The sequence below is a fragment of the Azohydromonas australica DSM 1124 genome (genome assembly GCF_000430725.1).
In the GTDB taxonomy this organism is placed as follows: domain Bacteria; phylum Pseudomonadota; class Gammaproteobacteria; order Burkholderiales; family Burkholderiaceae_C; genus Azohydromonas; species Azohydromonas australica.
Genome location: NZ_KE387203.1, coordinates 167251 through 184107 on the forward strand (window position 1 = coordinate 167251; position 16857 = coordinate 184107).

The window sequence follows — 16857 nt, forward strand, 5'->3', positions numbered from 1 at the left end:
TGATAGTGCAATGGGAAACGGGGCTCTCCGTGTCCAGAGAGCCCCGTCGCCCAAGGTGCCTAAGAAGCCACGCCAAGCGCCGTTTCCTCTGTGAAAACGGCACGCGGCGGGCTGCAGTCAGGGCCGGCGGTCAATAACCTGATCAATCAGGCCGTAAGACTTGGCCTCGGATGCGGACATGAAATAGTCGCGCTCGGTGTCGGCCTGGATCTTCTCCAGCGGCTGGCCGGTGCGCTCGGCCAGGATGCGATTGAGCTGCTCGCGGGTCTTGAGAATCTCGCGGGCGTGGATCTCGATGTCCGTTGCCTGGCCCTGCGCCCCGCCCAGCGGCTGGTGGATCATGACCTTGGAGTTGGGCAGCGAGAAACGCTTGCCCTGCGCGCCGGCCGCCAGCAGGAACGCGCCCATGCTGGCTGCGATGCCCATGCACAGCGTGGACACGTCGGGCTTGATGAACTGCATCGTGTCGTAGATCGACATGCCCGCGCTCACGCTGCCGCCCGGGGAGTTGATGTAGAGCGAGATGTCCTTGTCCGGGTTCTCGCTCTCCAGGAACAGCAGCTGCGCCACCACCAGGTTGGCCGACTGGTCGTTGACCGGCCCCACCAGGAAGATCACCCGCTCGCGCAGCAGCCGGCTGTAGATGTCGTACGCGCGCTCGCCGCGGCCCGACTGTTCGATGACGATGGGCACCATGCCCAGGTTGTTCGTATCCAGCGCACTCATGAGGATTGTCCTTAAAGGGGAGGTTCCGCGACGATTATGTCGTGAAGAAAACAAGGGCGCCGGCCTTGCGGCGCGGCGCCCTTCGGCCCTCTGAAAGCAAAGCCTTAGCCGGCCATCAGCTCCTCGAAGGGCAGCTGCTTGTCGTTGACCTTGGCCTGGCCCAGCACGAACTCGGTGACGTTGTTCTCGATCACCACGGCCTCGACTTCAGCCATGCGCTGGCGGTCGCTGAGGTACCAGCGCACCACCTCGGCCGGGTTCTCGTAGCTCTGCGCCATCTCCTCGATGTGCGCCTGCAGCTGCTCGGGCTTGGCCTGCAGGTTGTTGGCACGCACCAGCTCGGCCACCACCAGGCCCAGGCGCACGCGCTTCTCGGCCTGCGGCTGGAAGATCTCGGCGGGGATCGGGGCCTTGTCGGCGTCCTTGATGCCGCGCTGCTTGAGGTCGGCGCGGGCGTTCTGCGTCATGCGCGCGACTTCGTCTTCCACCAGCGCCTTGGGCAGGTCCAGCTCGGCGGCCTGGACCAGCGCATCCATCACGGCGGCCTTGTTCTTGGCCTGGACGCGGAACTTGACCTCGCGCTCGAGGTTCTTCTTCACGTCGGCGCGCAGCGCTTCCACGGTGCCTTCGCTGATGCCCAGCGACTTGGCGAACTCCTCGTTCACCTCGGGCAGGTGCTGCTGCTCGATCTTCTTCATCGTGACCAGGAAGTCGGCTTCCTTGCCCGCGACGTCCTTGCCGTGGTAGTCCTCGGGGAACTGCAGCGGGAAGGTCTTGCTCTCGCCGGTCTTCATGCCGCGCACGGCCTTGTCGAACTGCTCCAGCATCTGGCCTTCGCCGATGATGAACTGGAAGCCCTCGGCCTTGCCGCCGGCGAAAGGCTCGCCGTCGATCTTGCCTTCGAAGTCGATGGTGACGCGGTCGGCTTCGGCAGCGCCTTCCTCGGCGGCACGCTCGGAGAAGCTGCGGCGCTGCTTGCGCAGGATGTCGATGGTCTTGTCGATCGCCTCTTCGCTGACCTCGGTGGCCACGCGCTCAACCTCGGCAGCGGCCAGGTCGCCGATCTTCACGTCCGGATAGACCTCGAAGGTGGCGTCGAACGCCAGCTCGCCTTCACCGGCCTCGTCCTTCTGCGTGATCTTGGGCGCGCCGGCCACGCGCAGCTTGGCTTCGGTGGCAGCGTTGGCGAAGGCCTCGCCCACCTTGTCGTTCATGACCTCGTACTGCACCGAGAAGCCGTAGCGCTGCGCCACCACGCTCATCGGCACCTTGCCCGGACGGAAGCCGTCAGCCTTGACAGTGCGCGAAAGCTTCTTCAAGCGCGACTGCACCTCGTTGTTGATGGCGTCCGCGGGCAGCGTCAGCGTGATGCGGCGCTCCAGCTTGTCGAGGGTTTCCACTTGGACGGTCATGATGTCGTGCTCTTTCGTTGCTTGTGTGGTGCGCGGGGCCGGACTCGAACCGGCACGCCATCGCTGGCGTCAGGACCTAAACCTGGTGCGTCTACCAATTTCGCCACCCGCGCCGTTGTCCCAGCAGTGCCGCCCGAGCGAGGCCGGCATTGCGCAGTGATTCGGCAAACCCTGCATTTTAGCCTGCCGCCGCGACGTCCCCGTGGACAAGGGATCTGCCATGGACAATCGCGCCCCGTGAGCATCGACCACTACGAAAACTTTCCCGTCGCCTCCGTGCTGTGTCCGCCGGCCCTGCGCCCGGCCGTGGTCGCCATCTACCACTTCGCGCGCACCGCCGACGACATCGCCGACGAGGGCGACGCGCCGCCCGCGCAGCGCCTGGCGGCACTGGGCGCCTACCGCGCCGAGCTGGAGCGCTGCGCTGCAGGGCTGCCGCCGCTGGACCCGCGCTGGCGCCGCGTGTTCGAGCCGCTGGCAGTGCAGATGCGCCGCTTCGCGCTGCCGCCGCAGCTGCTGGGCGACCTGCTCAGCGCCTTCGAGCAGGACACCGGCAACCCGCACTACCCCGACCGCGCCGCGCTGCTGGACTACTGCCGCCGCTCGGCCGATCCCATCGGGCGGCTGCTGCTGCACCTCTACGGCGTGCAGGAGCGCGCCGCGCTGGCGCAGTCCGACGCCATCTGCAGCGCGCTGCAGCTCATCAACTTCTGGCAGGACTTCAGCGTGGACCTGCCGCGCGGCCGCCACTACGTCCCGCTGGCCGACGCGGCGCGCCACGGCCTGACGCTGCAGCAGCTCGAAGCACAGCAGGACAGCACCGCGACGCAGGCCCTGGTGCGCGAGCTCTGCGACTGGGCGCGTGCGCTGATGGTTTCCGGTGCGCCGCTGGTGCACCGGCTGCCCGGGCGCGCCGGCTGGGAGCTGCGCCTGGTGGTGCAGGGCGGGCTGCGCATCCTTGAGAAAATCGAGCGGATGAACCACGCCACCCTCGCCCGGCGTCCCAAGCTGGACGCCTTCGACGTGCCGCGCCTGCTGTGGCGTGCCCTGGGCATGCGCGCCGGCACCGCGGCCCGGAGCCCCGCATGACGCCGCAGCAATACGTGCAGGAGAAGGCAGCGGCCAGCGGCTCGTCCTTCTATTACGCCTTCCGCTTCCTGCCGCCGCCGCGGCGCGAGGCCATCACGGCCTTCTATGCCTTCTGCCGCGAGGTGGACGACGTGGTGGACGAGGCCCACGACCCCGGCGTGGCCGCCACCAAGCTGGCCTGGTGGCGCCAGGAGGTGGCTTCCGCCTTCGCCGGCAAGCCCAGCCATCCGGTGATGCAGGCGCTCATGCCGCACGTGGCGGACTACGGCATCGAGCCGCGCCAGCTCCACGCCGTGATCGAGGGCTGCGAGATGGACCTGCAGCAGACGCGCTACCTGGACTTCCCCGCGCTGCAGCGCTACTGCCACCTGGTGGCCGGCATCGTGGGCGAGGTGGCCGCCGGCATCTTCGGCCGCACGCACGAGAAGACGCTGCAGTACGCGCACACGCTGGGCCAGGCGATGCAGCTCACCAACATCATTCGCGACGTGGGCGAGGACGCGCGGCGCGGGCGCATCTACCTGCCGGTGAGCGAGCTGCAGCGCTTCGACGTCAAGGCCAACGAGATCCTGCGGCGCGATGCACCGTGGGGCTACAGCGATCGCTTCACGGCGCTGATGCGCTTCCAGGCCGAGCGCGCGCACCGGCTCTACGACGAGGCGCTGGCGCTGCTGCCCGAGGAGGACCGGCGCGCCCAGCGGCCGGGACTGATGATGGCGGAGATCTACCGCACGCTGCTGCGCGAGATCGAGGCGGCCGGCTTCCAGGTGCTGCACCAGCGCATCTCGCTCACGCCGCTGCGCAAGGTCTGGATCGCCATGCGCACCAACTGGCAGGCGCGCTGATGGCCGCGCCGGCGCTGCGGCCCGGCGCGGCGGCGCGGTCGCTGGACGTGGGCGTCGTCGGCGGCGGCTGGGCCGGCCTGGCCGCGGCGGTGGAGGCGGTGGCGCGCGGCCACCGCGTCACGCTGTTCGAGATGGCGCCGCGCCTGGGCGGGCGCGCGCGCGCCCTGCCCGACGGCGTGCTGGACAACGGCCAGCACATCCTCATCGGCGCCTACCGCCAGACGCTGGCCCTGATGCGCCATGTCGGCGTGGAACCGGAGCAGGTGCTGCAACGCCTGCCGCTGGCGCTGGTCACGCCCGACGGGCGGGGACTGCGCCTGCCGCCGGGCCCTCCGCTGGCCACCTTCGGCTGGGCCGTGCTGCGCCGCGAGGGCTGGAGCGTGGGCGAGCGGCTGGGCCTGCTGGGCGCCTCGCTGCGCTGGGCGGCAATGCGCTTCCGCTGCCCTTCGGACTGGAGCGTGGCCCGGCTGTGCCAGCCGCTGTCGCCGCGCGTGCGCGCCGAGCTGATCGACCCGCTGTGCGTGGCGGCACTGAACACGCCGGCCGAGCGCGCCAGCGCCTCGGTATTCCTGCGCGTGCTGAAGGACGCGCTCTTCGGCGGCGCCGGCGCGGCCGACCTGCTGCTGCCGCGCCGCCCGCTCTCGGCGCTGCTGCCGGAACCCGCCGCCGACTGGCTGCGCCGCCAGGGCGCCACGCTGCGCGTCGGTACCCGCGTCCAGGCACTGTCGCGTGAAGACAACGGCGCTTGGCAGGTGCAGGGCCAGCGTTTCGATGCCGTGGTGCTGGCAGCCAGCGCCGCCGAGGCCACGCGGCTCGCCCAGCCGCTGGCGCCGGACTGGGCCGCGCAGGCCGCGGCGCTGCGGTACGAACCGATCGTGACCGTCTACCTGGAAAGCCCGGGCACCCAGCTGGCGCAGCCCATGCTGCAGCTGCAGGACTCCGACACCGCCCCGGCGCAGTTCCTCTTCGACCACGGCGCGCTGAGTGGCATGCCGGGCTGCTTTGCCGCCGTCGTCAGCGGCGCGGCCCCGTGGACGGCGCGCGGACTCCCGGCCACCGGCGAGGCCGTGCGGGAGCAACTGCTGAGGGATTTCCCCGCTGGCACTTGGCGCCAGCCACCCTGCGTGAAACGCGTGGTCGCCGAGCGCCGCGCCACCTTCGCCTGCACGCCCGATCTGCAGCGGCCGCCCGCGCGCATCGCACCGGGCCTGTGGGCCGCCGGCGACTACGTGCAGGGCCCCTACCCCGCCACGCTGGAAGGCGCTGTGCTCGCCGGTGTCGCGGCCGCTCGCGCGCTGGAACAACCTCTGCGCTGATCGCCTCCCCCTGTGTGGCGGGCCCCTCCGTGGAGGGCTGCACACCCGTAGGAACCCGCAGGCGTCATATCAACGGGCAGAGTGAATTTTCGCGATGCAAAATATTGCCAACCACAGCACAATCAGCGCCATGCAGAAGAAGGAAGTTCAGACGCCCACGATCCAGGTCCTGGAGCGCAGCTTTGCCCTGCTGGATGTGCTGGCGGCTCATCGCGACCCGGTGTCGCTCAAGGAGATCAGCGAGCGCACTGGACTGCATCCGTCCACGGCGCACCGCATCCTCAACGACTTGGCGGCGGGCCGTTTCGTGGACCGTCCCGAAGCCGGCAGCTACCGGCTGGGTATGCGGTTGCTGGAGCTGGGCAATCTCGTGAAGGCACGGCTGGATGTGCGCGACGCGGCGCTGGGGCCGATGCGCGAGCTCCACAAGCTCACGCACCAGACGGTCAACCTGTCGGTGCGCCAGGGCGATGAGATTGTCTACATCGAGCGCACCTACAGCGAACGCTCCGGGATGCAGGTGGTGCGTGCGGTGGGCGGCCGTGCCCCGCTGCACCTGACTTCGGTCGGCAAGCTGTTCCTGGCCCATGACGAGCCGCAGCGCGTGCGTGCCTACGCCACGCGCACCGGGCTGGCCGGGCACACGCGCAACAGCATCACCGACCTGCCGCGGCTGGAACGCGAACTCACCAGCGTGCGCCAGCAGGGCATCGCGCGCGACGACGAGGAGCTGGAGCTGGGCGTGCGCTGCATGGCCGCGGGCATCTACGACGACCAGAACCAGCTCGTGGCCGGCCTGTCGCTGTCGGCGCCGTCCGACCGGTTGGAAGAAGGCTGGATCGAGCGTATCAAGTCCACCGCGGCCGATATCTCGCGCGCGCTGGGGCAATCCCACCAGGGCTGAAGCCGCCAGGCGCGCTGCGCTTCAAGCCCCAAACGAAAAGGCCTGTCCGCTGGGACAGGCCTTTTGCCTTGCAGCCGCCTGAGGCATCAGGCGCTGCGAGATGTCTTCCCGGCTCAGCCGCCGCTGTTGGCCATGGCCTTGACGCCGGAAGAGGCGCCCTGGACGAGCCACTTGCGCAACCGCTCGGCGTCGCCGATACGCGAATATTTCCCGGCGGAGTCCAGCAGCACCATGATCAGCTTGCGGCCGGCCAGGTCTGCCTGCATCACCAGGCAGCGCCCGGCTTCGGTGATGTAGCCGGTCTTCTGCAGGCCGATGTCCCAGCTGCCACCGCGCACCAGGCCGTTGGTGTTGTGGAACGCCACCTGGCGGCTGCCGATGGACACCACGTGCTCGGGCGAGGTCGAGTACTCGCGCAGGATCTGGTTGCCGTGCGCGTACTTGACCAGCGCCGCCAAGTCGCGCGCGCTGGACTGGTTGCGGCTGGACAGCCCCGTGGGCTCGGCGTAGTGCGTGTCGTTCATGCCCAACTCGCGCGCCTTGCGGTTCATGGCGGCCACGAAGGCCTCCAGCCCGCCCGGATAGTGGCGGCCGAGCGCATTGGCGGCGCGGTTCTCGGACGCCATCAACGCCAGATGCAGCATCTCGTCGCGGGTCAGCTTGGTGCCCACGGCCAGACGCGAGCTGCTGTTCTTCTCGGTGTCGACGTCCTCCTCGGTGATGGTCAGCACCTCGTCCAGCGGCTGCTGGGCCTCGGTCACCACCAGCGTCGTCATCAGCTTGGTGATGGAGGCGATAGGCAGCACGGCCTGCGGGTTCTTGCTGAACAGGACCTCGTTGGTGTCCTGGTCCATCACCAAGGCAACGCTGGACTTCAGGTCCAGCGGATCGCTGGTGCCATGCAGCCCGTAGATGTGGCCAAAGGAGAGCCGGGCCGGCGCGGCCTCGATCTCCGGCGAGCTGCGGCGCGCCAGCACCGTGCGCACTACCTTGGATTTCTCCACCTTCGCCTCAACGCGAGCCGGCGCCTTGCGCACCGGTTTTCGCCCAGCTGCTTCGACGTCGAAGGGCTGCAACAAAGCTGTGCCGGCCAGCACGGCCAGCGACCAGGTCATCAGGCGGAGATTGTTAAGGCGACGCACGGTCAAACTTCCGGACTGCGGGGGCCGCAGAGTTTAAAGGAGGGGAAAAACATATGCAATATCAAAAACTTAGAGCAACTTCCTCAAGTTGAACTTGCACATGCTCTGGTCCCTGCAGGCCAGCCGCACCCCTTGCTAGCCCTGTGCGGCCACGCGCTCGGCCTGGCTGTGGAGCTTGTTCAGCGCCGACAGATAGGCCTTGGCCGAAGCGATGACGATGTCGGGGTCGGCCCCGACACCGTTGACCACTCGGCCACCGAGTTGCAGCCGCACCGTCACCTCGCCCTGGGATTCTGTGCTGCCCGAGGTGATGGCATTGACCGAATACAGCAACAGTTCTGCACCACTTCTTACTTTCGATTCGATGGCCTTGAGGCTGGCGTCTACCGGCCCGTTGCCATCGCTTTCCGCATGGTGCTCCTGCTCGCCGGCGGCGAACACCACGCGGGCAAAGGGTCGTTCACCGGTTTCAGAACGCTGAGCCAACGAAAGCAACCGGTAATGTTCGTGTTCACTGGTAACGCTCTCGTCGCCCAGCAGCGCGATGATGTCCTCATCGAAGATCTCGCTCTTGCGGTCGGCCAGGTCCTTGAAGCGCGCGAAGGCAGCATTGAGCTCGGCTTCAGATTCCAGCTCCACGCCCAGCTCCTGCAGCCGCTGGCGGAAAGCGTTGCGGCCCGAGAGCTTGCCCAGCACGATCTTGTTGGCGCTCCAGCCCACGTCCTCGGCGCGCATGATTTCGTAGGTGTCGCGCGCCTTGAGCACGCCGTCCTGGTGGATGCCGCTGGCATGCGCGAAGGCATTGGCGCCCACCACCGCCTTGTTGGGCTGCACCACGAAGCCCGTGGTCTGCGCCACCAGGCGCGAGGCCGACACGATCTGCGTGGTGTCGATGCCCACCTCCAGCCCGAAGTGGTCGCGCCGCGTCCGCACGGCCATCACCACCTCTTCCAGCGAGGTGTTGCCCGCGCGCTCGCCCAGGCCGTTGATGGTGCATTCCACCTGGCGCGCGCCGCCGATCTTCACGCCGGCCAGCGAGTTGGCCACCGCCATGCCCAGGTCGTTGTGGCAGTGCACCGACCACACCGCCTTGTCGGAGTTGGGCACGCGCTCGCGCAGCATGCGGATGAAGTTGCCGTAGAGCTCGGGGATGGCGTAGCCGACGGTGTCGGGCACGTTGATGGTGGTAGCGCCCTCCTCGATCACCGCCTCCAGCACGCGGCACAGGAAGTCCGGATCGGAGCGGTAGCCGTCCTCGGGCGAGAACTCGATGTCCGGGCACAGGTTGCGCGCGAAGCGAACCGCCAGCCGCGCCTGCTCCAGCACCTGCTCGCGCGTCATGCGCAGCTTCTTCTCCATATGGAGCTCGCTGGTGGCGATGAAGGTGTGGATGCGCGAGCGCGGCGCGTCCTTGAGCGCCTCGGCCGCGCGCGAGATGTCGCGGTCGTTGGCGCGTGCCAGCGAGCACACGGTCGCCTCGCGGACGTGCGAGGCGATGGCGCGCACGGCCTCGAAGTCGCCGGGGCTGGCGGCGGCGAAGCCCGCCTCGATCACGTCCACGCGCAGCCGCTCCAGCTGGCGCGCGATGCGCAGCTTCTCGTCGCGGGTCATGGACGCGCCGGGCGACTGCTCGCCGTCACGCAAGGTGGTGTCGAAGATGATCAGCTTGTCGCTCATGGCCTTGTCTCCTTCAGGCAGCCTGTTCCTGCACCGCCGCAGGGCCCGCCACGACACCGGCGCGCGCCAGTCCCGACAGCAGCGCCTTGAGCGAGGCGTTGACGATGTTGGCGTCGATGCCGGCGCCAAAGAGCACCTGCGCGCCCACGCGCAGCTCGATGTAGGCGGCCGCGCGTGCCTGCGCACCCGCGCCCAGCGCATGCTCGTGATAGTCCAGCACCTGCACGTCGGCATGGGTGTGCGCGCGCAGCGCGGCCACGACGGCGTCCACCGGGCCGTTGCCCTCGCCGTGCAGCACCAGCGCCTGGCCTTCGAGCGTGGCCTGCGCCTGCACGCGCATGCGGCCGTCGCCCGCCTCTTCCAGCCGCACCGCGCCCAGCGCCACGCGCTCCAGGCGGTACTCGCGGTCGAACAGCGCCCACAGGTCGGCGGCGCTGAGCTCACGGCCCTCGGTGTCCATCACCGCCTGCACGCGGCGGCTGAACTCCATCTGCAGCCGCCGCGGCAGCGCCAGGCCGTATTCCTTCTCCAGCAGGTACGAGATACCGCCCTTGCCCGACTGGCTGTTGACGCGGATCACCGCCTCATAGCTGCGGCCCAGGTCCTGCGGGTCGATGGGCAGGTAGGGCATGTCCCAGACGTCACCGTCGCGGCGCGCGGCGAAGGCCTTCTTGATCGCGTCCTGGTGCGAGCCGGAGAAGGAGGTGTAGACCAAGTCGCCCGCGTAGGGGTGGCGCGCCGGCACCGGCAGCTGGTTGCAGTGCTCGACGGTGCGGCGGATGTCGTCGATGTCCGAGAAGTCCAGGTTCGGCGACACGCCTTGCGTGTAGAGGTTGAGCGCGACGTTGACGAGGTCGAGGTTGCCGGTGCGCTCGCCGTTGCCGAAGAGGCAGCCTTCGAGCCGGTCGGCGCCGGCCATCAGCGCCAGCTCCGCTGCGGCGGTGCCGGTGCCGCGGTCGTTGTGCGGGTGCACCGACAGCACGATCGCGTCGCGCCGCTCCAGGTGGCGGTGCATCCACTCGACCATGTCGGCGAAGACGTTGGGCGTGGAGTGCTCGACGGTGGACGGCAAATTGACGATGCACTTGTGCTCGGCCGTGGGCGCCCACTCGGCGGTGACGGCGTCGACCACGCGCTTGCTGAATGCCAGCTCGGTACCGGAGAACATCTCCGGCGAGTACTGGAAGGTCCAGGCCGTATCGGGCCGTTCCTGGGCCAGTTGCCGGATCAGCCGCGCGTGGCTCGCGGCCAGTTCCACGATGCCGTCCTCGTCCAGCCCCAGCACCACGCGGCGCATCAGCGGCGCGGTGGCGTTGTAGACGTGCACGATGGCGCGCGGCACACCGGCCAGCGCTTCAAAAGTGCGACGGATCAACTCCTCGCGCGCCGGCGTGAGCACCTGGATCGTGACGTCCGCGGGAATCAGCCCCTGCTCGATGAGCTGGCGCACGAAGTCGAAATCCGCCTGCGACGCCGAGGGGAAGCCGACCTCGATCTCCTTGAAGCCGATGTCCACCAGCGCGCTGAACAGGCGCATCTTGCGCGCCGGGTCCATGGGCTCGATCAGCGCCTGGTTGCCGTCGCGCAGGTCCACGCTGCACCACACCGGCGCGCGCGTCAGCACCGCGTCCGGCCAGGTGCGGTCGGACAGCCGCACGGGCGCGAAGGCACGGTACTTCTTGGCGGGGTCAAGCAACATCGGCATGGAAACTCCTGGGAAGGGATGCCTCGCAGCCACGGAAAAAAGCAAACGGCCCGCTGCGAGACGCTGGCGGGCCGTTGATCCGTAGAAAGGACGAAATCGATCAGCGCGCCCGCGGCACTCCTAGCAGCAGTAGAGACAGGGCGGTGGCGCGGGACGACATCGGTCCAATATAGCACGCCCCTCCAGGGTCACCCCAAAGGGGGTTGTCTATCGCGACCATAACGTGCAGGGCGCCACGCGCAGCCGACCGACGCGGCGTTCAGCGGTGCAGGCCAGCCTCGTCGGGCTCGTCGGTGGAGGTGGCGATCACGCTCACCGGGCGGCCCTTGCTGCGCTTGTAGGCGTACACCGCGTAGCCCGAGAAGCCGTACACGACGAAGAGCCCGAACAGCACCAGCGGCGGGTGCAGCGTGATCACTGCAATGCCCAGCGCGATGGCCACGATGACGATGAAGGGCACCGTGCGCTTGAAGTTCACGTCCTTGAAGCTGTAGAAGGGCACGTTGGTGACCATGGTCAGCCCCGCGTACAGCGTCAGCCCGAAGGCGCTCCAGCACAGCCAGTTCACGCTCCACGCCTCGCGCCAGCCGGCGTTGTCCATCACCCAGATGAAACCGATGATCAGCGCCGCCGCGGCCGGGCTGGGCAGGCCTTGGAAGAAGCGCTTGTCCACCACGGCAATGTTGGTGTTGAAGCGAGCCAGCCGCAGCGCCGCGCCCGAGCAATAGACAAAGGCCGCGATCCAGCCCGGCTTGCCCAGCCCCTTGAGCGCCCACTCGTAGACGATGAGCGCAGGCGCGGCGCCGAAGCTCACCATGTCGGAGAGGCTGTCCATCTGCTCGCCGAAGGCGCTCTGCGTGTTGGTCATGCGCGCCACGCGGCCGTCCAGGCTGTCGAGCACCGCCGCGCAGAAGATGCCGATGGCCGCCTGCTCGAAGCGACCGTTCATCGCCATCACCACGGCGTAGAAGCCGCCGAACAGCGCTGCCAGCGTGAACAGGTTGGGCAGGATGTAGATGCCCTTGCGGCGCGGGCGCACGGGCTCGGACGCCTCGTTCGCCTCAACAGCCTCGGCGTCGTCGTGGTTCAAGTCACTCATGCAGCGTGGGAGCAGCGAGACCTCGCAAGCCCCAGGGATTGATTTTGAAAACCCCAAAGGATAACCGAAGTCATCCACGCCCCAGCCGGCACGGCGCGCCCGCCAATAAACCACCGCATCGCCGTGGCCAAGCAATGTTTTTACCTTGCGTCAATTTTCGGAAAAATTTCCGAATAAAACGCGCGGTGCAGCGGCTGTGGCTTCCAGCCCGAAGAGGCAAATACCGAAGATTCCTGAATTCCCTGCGGAGGCATACCTGGTTGGCATTCATTCAAACCCACCCGGCAAACTGCGAGCACGCCAGATATAGCCGTCACCCATAGCCAGGAAAAGGCGCACACGAATCAGCCGACCATCGCCCCGAATAATTTCTTCATCAGGCCATCGGCATTTTTCTTTCAAATCAGGGTTGCATGCGCCGGGCCGAGCACACACCTTTGCCGGCGCAGCGCTGTTTCACTTGAGCAGACCCAGCACCACGGCCAGCCGGGGAAGCACCAGGACGATGAAAGTAAAGGCCAGGCAACCCATGCTGATGAGCACTGCGGCACTGGCAATGTCCTTGGCGCGGCCGGACAAGGGATGCCGCTCCAGCGACACGCGGTCCACCACCGCTTCCAGGGCGGAATTCAGCAGCTCCGTGACCAGCACGAAGCCCATGCTCAGCACCAGCATCACCCACTCGATGGCCGGCAGCTTCGCCACGAGGGCCAGCCCCACCACGACGGCAATGAGCAGCAGCTCCTGCCGGAAGGCGCTTTCGAAGCGGAAGGCGGCCGCCAACCCCGAGAGCGAATAGCCGAGGGCCTTGAATATCCGAGCCACGCCACCCCGGCTCTTGAATGCCGACACCGGAGAAGAACTGCCGTCCATGCACCACCCATTTTCAAGCGACGGCACCGCAGCGCACGTCAGGAACACCGACATATTGGCAACGCCCCGCGACGCCACCAAATAGCGCCGACACGGCCATTGCACCGCCCCGCGCACCCATCACCTGTGACGCCGGACCACCAGGACACATTTGAGGCGATTCGACAGGGCTGCAGCGAGAGGCTGGAGCCGTGGTCGCGAAATTTTCACGCCCCAAACGGGCAATTTTAGTCCCGGACCCTCTGGTGCAGAAGCTTGAGGGCATATCGCCCACGGCCGTGCAGCATGGCCGCACCAATGAAAAAAGGCCGCACGCGGCGGCCTTTGCGGGGGTCAAGCCGGCATCAGTTGCGGCTCTTGTCCACCATCTTGTTGGCCTTGATCCAGGGCATCATGGCGCGCAGCTTCTCGCCCACTTGCTCGATCGGGTGCTCGGCGGTCAGGCGGCGGCGGGAGATCAGGGTCGGGGCGCCGGCCTTGTTCTCCAGGATGAAGCTCTTGGCGTATTCGCCGGTCTGGATGTCCTTCAGGCACTGGCGCATGGCGTTCTTGGTCTCCTCGGTCACCACGCGCGGGCCGGTGACGTACTCGCCGTACTCGGCGTTGTTGGAGATCGAGTAGTTCATGTTGCCGATGCCGCCTTCGTAGATCAGGTCCACGATCAGCTTGAGCTCGTGCAGGCACTCGAAGTAGGCCATCTCGGGCGCGTAGCCGGCTTCCACCAGCGTCTCGAAGCCGGCCTTGATCAGCTCCACGGTGCCGCCGCACAGCACGGCCTGCTCGCCGAACAGGTCGGTCTCGGTCTCTTCGCGGAAGTTGGTCTGGATGATGCCGGCCTTGCCGCCGCCGTTGGCCGCGGCGTAGGACAGGGCCAGGTCACGGGCGCGGCCGGTCTTGTCCTGGTACACGGCGATCAGGTGCGGCACGCCGCCACCTTGCGTGTAGGTGTAGCGCACGGTGTGGCCGGGAGCCTTGGGGGCGACCATCCACACGTCCACGTCCTCGCGCGGCACGACCTGGCCGTAGTGGACGTTGAAGCCGTGGGCGAAGGCCAGCGAGGCGCCGGGCTTCAGGTTGGGGGCCACTTCGGCGTTGTAGACGGTGGCGATCTGCTCGTCGGGCAGCAGGATCATGACCACGTCGGCTTCCTTGACCGCGTCGGCGATCTCGGCCACCTTCAGGCCGGCCTTCTCGGCCTTGGTCCAGGACGCGCCGCCGCGGCGCAGGCCCACCGTGACGCGCACGCCGCTGTCGTTGAGGTTCTGCGCGTGGGCATGGCCCTGCGAACCGTAGCCGATGATGGTGACGTTCTTGCCCTTGATCAGGCTCAGGTCCGCGTCCTTGTCGTAGTAGACGTTCATGTGGTGCTTCCTAGTGGGGTTCTCGAAGGCGTGAAGGGTGAGACGTGAAGCGTGGGACGCTGGAACAGCAAGGGACGGATGGCACGGCGGCCCCCGCTCACCCTTCACTCTTCACGCTTCACAGGGGAAAAAGTCCGGTTGGGCGCGCGAACTCACACGCGCAGGATGCGCTCGCCGCGACCGATGCCGCTGGCACCGGTGCGCACCGTCTCCAGGATGGCGCTGCGGTCCAGCGCCTGCAGGAAGGCATCGAGCTTGGTGCCGTCGCCAGTGAGCTCCACGGTGTAGCTCTTGTCGGTGACGTCCACGATGTGGCCGCGGAAGATGTCGGCGGTGCGCTTGATCTCCTCGCGCTCCTTGCCCACGGCGCGCACCTTCACGAGCATGAGCTCGCGCTCGATGTAGCTGCCTTCCGTGAGGTCCACCACCTTCACGACCTCGATGAGGCGGTTCAGGTGCTTGGTGATCTGTTCGATGACCTCGTCGCTGCCGGTGGTGACGATGGTCATGCGCGAGAGCGAGGCGTCCTCGGTGGGCGCCACGGTCAGGCTCTCGATGTTGTAGCCGCGCGCGGAGAACAGCGCGACCACGCGCGAGAGGGCGCCGGGCTCGTTCTCCAGCAGCAGGGCAATGATGTGCTTCATGGCGTTTCGTCCTTCGGGGCTCCTGAGCGCCGGCAGCGGTAACTGCCGGGCCGTGGCCCCGCGTTCGAAGTCAGTAGGAATGGTCCAGTGCTGACCGGGGCCTCGCCGGCGCCGGGACGGGACGCGGTAACGCCCTGCCCCGCGCCGGCTGCAGCGCCGGTGCGGCTTGCCTTACAGGTCTTCGGAGCCCAGGAGCATCTCGCTGATGCCCTTGCCCGCCTTCACCATCGGCCAGACGTTCTCGGTCGGGTCGGTGCGGATGTCGAGGAACACCGTGCGGTCGGTGAGGCGGATGGCCTCGCGCAGCGCGGGCTCCACGTCCGCCGGGCGCTCGATCTTCAGGCCCACGTGGCCGTAGGCCTCGGCGAGCTTGACGAAGTCGGGCAGCGCGTCCATGTAGCTGTGCGAGTAGCGGCCCTCGTAGTCGAGTTCCTGCCACTGCCGCACCATGCCCAGGTAGCGGTTGTTGAGCGAGATGACCTTGACCGGCGTCTTGTACTGCTGGCAGGTCGAGAGCTCCTGAATGCACATCTGGATCGAGCCTTCGCCCGTGATGCAGAACACGTCGCTCTCGGGCTTGGCCAGCTTGATGCCCATGGCGTAGGGCAGGCCCACGCCCATCGTGCCCAGGCCGCCGGAGTTGATCCAGCGCCGCGGCTCCTCGAAGCCGTAGAACTGCGCCGCGAACATCTGGTGCTGGCCCACGTCGGAGGTGATGTAGGTGTCGCGCCCGCGGGTGAGCTCGGCGAGCTTCTGCACCACGTACTGCGGCTTGATGACCTCGGAGCTGTTCTTGTAGGCCAGGCACTCGCGCTGGCGCCAGCCGTTGACCTGGCTCCACCAGTGCGCCATCGCCTGCTGGTCGGGGCGCTGTTGGGCCTCGCGGATCTGGGCGATGAGCTCCTGCAGCACTTCCTTGACGTCGCCGACGATGGGGATGTCCACCTTCACGCGCTTGGAGATCGACGACGGGTCGATGTCCACGTGGACGATCTTGCGTTCCACCGAGGCGAAGTGCGCCGGGTTGCCGATCACGCGGTCGTCGAAGCGCGCGCCCACGGCCAGCAGCACGTCGCAGTGCTGCATGGTCATGTTGGCCTCGTAGGTGCCGTGCATGCCCAGCATGCCCAGGAACTTCGGATCGCTCGCGGGGATGGCGCCCAGGCCCATGAGCGTGTTGGTGCAGGGATAGCCCAGCAGGTCGGCCAGCTCGCGCAGCTCGGCCGCCGCGTTGGCCAGCACCACGCCGCCGCCGCTGTAGATGTACGGGCGCTTGGCCTGCAGCAGCAGCTGCACCGCCTTGCGGATCTGCCCGCCATGGCCCTTGCGCACCGGGTTGTAGGAGCGCATCTCGACCTTGTCGGGATAGCTGAACGGCGCCGTCTTGAGCGACACGTCCTTCGGGATGTCCACGACCACGGGGCCCGGACGGCCGGTGCGCGCGATGTGGAAAGCCTTCTTCAGCGTCAGCGCCAGCTCGCGCACGTCCTTGACCAGGAAGTTGTGCTTGACGATGGGACGCGTGATGCCCACGGTGTCGCACTCCTGGAAGGCATCCAGGCCGATCGCGGCCGTAGGCACCTGCCCGGTGATGATCACCATCGGGATCGAATCCATGTAGGCGGTGGCGATGCCGGTGACGGCATTGGTCACGCCCGGACCCGAGGTCACCAGCGCGACGCCCACCTCGCCGGTGGCGCGCGCATAGCCGTCGGCCGCGTGCACGGCCGCCTGCTCGTGGCGCACCAGCACGTGCTGGATGCTGTCCTGCTTGTAGAGCGCGTCGTAGATATAGAGCACCGAGCCGCCGGGGTAGCCCCAGAGGTACTTGACGCCCTCGGCCTGCAGGCTGCGGACGAGGATTTCGGAGCCGTTGAGCTCGGCGGAGGGAGATTGCGGCTGGGCCCGGAGGGCACCCTTGACTTCCGCGGCAGACATGTCCATGGAGAACCTTTGCGATTTTCTCTGACGAAAAACCATCGGTGTCCCTCCTCGCGCCCTTGTGGGGCGGATTCGGAACCTGCGCGGTCAAAAACGAGACACCCGGGATCGGGCGGCGGCTTC

General features: G+C 67.6%; 14 protein-coding genes and 1 tRNA gene. 4 read left to right on the forward strand and 11 right to left on the reverse strand.

Translation table 11 applies throughout. The features are described 5' to 3' along the window. Positions 1–117 precede the first annotated feature (117 nt). From clpP to H537_RS0119860, 3 genes are all read right to left on the reverse strand, one after another. Positions 118–726 carry an ATP-dependent Clp endopeptidase proteolytic subunit ClpP gene (clpP, locus tag H537_RS0119850; RefSeq protein WP_028999223.1) on the reverse strand — a complete coding sequence of 203 codons (609 nt, stop codon included), beginning with the start codon at positions 724–726 and terminating at the stop codon, positions 118–120. A gap of 104 nt (positions 727–830) precedes the next feature. Then, entirely contained in the window at positions 831–2138 is a 1308-nt protein-coding gene (tig, locus tag H537_RS0119855) for a trigger factor (RefSeq protein ID WP_028999224.1), read from the reverse strand. A gap of 26 nt (positions 2139–2164) precedes the next feature. Next, positions 2165–2251: transfer RNA gene (locus H537_RS0119860), tRNA-Leu, on the reverse strand. Between the two features lie 124 nt (positions 2252–2375). On the opposite strand from H537_RS0119860, the gene hpnC reads away from it, so the two are divergent. The 4 genes from hpnC to H537_RS0119880 all read left to right on the forward strand — a co-directional run bounded on the left by hpnC (position 2376) and on the right by H537_RS0119880 (position 6292). Continuing rightward, the gene (hpnC, locus tag H537_RS44345; RefSeq protein ID WP_043459320.1) at positions 2376–3227 is read left to right on the forward strand and encodes a squalene synthase HpnC; all 852 of its coding nucleotides are present in this window, start codon (positions 2376–2378) and stop codon (positions 3225–3227) included. Then, the gene (gene hpnD, locus H537_RS0119870; protein WP_028999225.1) at positions 3224–4072 is read left to right on the forward strand and encodes a presqualene diphosphate synthase HpnD; all 849 of its coding nucleotides are present in this window, start codon (positions 3224–3226) and stop codon (positions 4070–4072) included. The genes hpnC and hpnD overlap by 4 nt, the downstream gene beginning before the upstream one ends. Next, positions 4072–5388: a hydroxysqualene dehydroxylase HpnE gene (hpnE, locus tag H537_RS0119875; protein WP_051243013.1), complete on the forward strand. Its 1317-nt coding sequence runs from the start codon at positions 4072–4074 to the stop codon at positions 5386–5388. Before hpnD ends, hpnE begins: the two co-directional genes overlap by 1 nt. Before the next feature lie 130 nt (positions 5389–5518). Continuing rightward, positions 5519–6292: an IclR family transcriptional regulator gene (locus H537_RS0119880; RefSeq protein WP_028999227.1), complete on the forward strand. Its 774-nt coding sequence runs from the start codon at positions 5519–5521 to the stop codon at positions 6290–6292. 113 nt (positions 6293–6405) lie between these two features. Here H537_RS0119880 and pbpG read toward each other — a convergent pair whose 3' ends face one another. The 8 genes from pbpG to H537_RS0119920 all read right to left on the reverse strand — a co-directional run bounded on the left by pbpG (position 6406) and on the right by H537_RS0119920 (position 16737). Further along, complete coding sequence (gene pbpG, locus H537_RS0119885; RefSeq protein ID WP_043459322.1) at positions 6406–7407, reverse strand: D-alanyl-D-alanine endopeptidase; 1002 nt, start codon at positions 7405–7407, stop codon at positions 6406–6408. A gap of 162 nt (positions 7408–7569) precedes the next feature. After that, positions 7570–9111: a 2-isopropylmalate synthase gene (locus H537_RS0119890; RefSeq protein WP_028999229.1), complete on the reverse strand. Its 1542-nt coding sequence runs from the start codon at positions 9109–9111 to the stop codon at positions 7570–7572. A gap of 13 nt (positions 9112–9124) precedes the next feature. Continuing rightward, positions 9125–10810 (reverse strand): 2-isopropylmalate synthase, encoded by a 1686-nt coding sequence (leuA, locus tag H537_RS0119895; RefSeq protein ID WP_028999230.1) that lies wholly within the window; start codon positions 10808–10810, stop codon positions 9125–9127. Positions 10811–11075: 265 nt separating this feature from the next. Continuing rightward, a complete protein-coding gene (gene pssA / locus H537_RS0119900; RefSeq protein ID WP_028999231.1) occupies positions 11076–11915 on the reverse strand; it encodes a CDP-diacylglycerol--serine O-phosphatidyltransferase in 840 nt (279 codons plus the stop codon). A 456-nt stretch (positions 11916–12371) separates the two neighbouring features. Then, positions 12372–12788 (reverse strand): diacylglycerol kinase, encoded by a 417-nt coding sequence (locus H537_RS0119905; protein WP_051243014.1) that lies wholly within the window; start codon positions 12786–12788, stop codon positions 12372–12374. 344 nt (positions 12789–13132) lie between these two features. Next, positions 13133–14257 (reverse strand): ketol-acid reductoisomerase, encoded by a 1125-nt coding sequence (gene ilvC, locus H537_RS0119910; RefSeq protein ID WP_259375238.1) that lies wholly within the window; start codon positions 14255–14257, stop codon positions 13133–13135. Between the two features lie 44 nt (positions 14258–14301). Next, positions 14302–14793 carry an acetolactate synthase small subunit gene (gene ilvN, locus H537_RS0119915; protein ID WP_028999234.1) on the reverse strand — a complete coding sequence of 164 codons (492 nt, stop codon included), beginning with the start codon at positions 14791–14793 and terminating at the stop codon, positions 14302–14304. A 171-nt stretch (positions 14794–14964) separates the two neighbouring features. Further along, entirely contained in the window at positions 14965–16737 is a 1773-nt protein-coding gene (locus H537_RS0119920; RefSeq protein WP_028999235.1) for an acetolactate synthase 3 catalytic subunit, read from the reverse strand. Between the last annotated feature and the right edge of the window lie 120 nt (positions 16738–16857).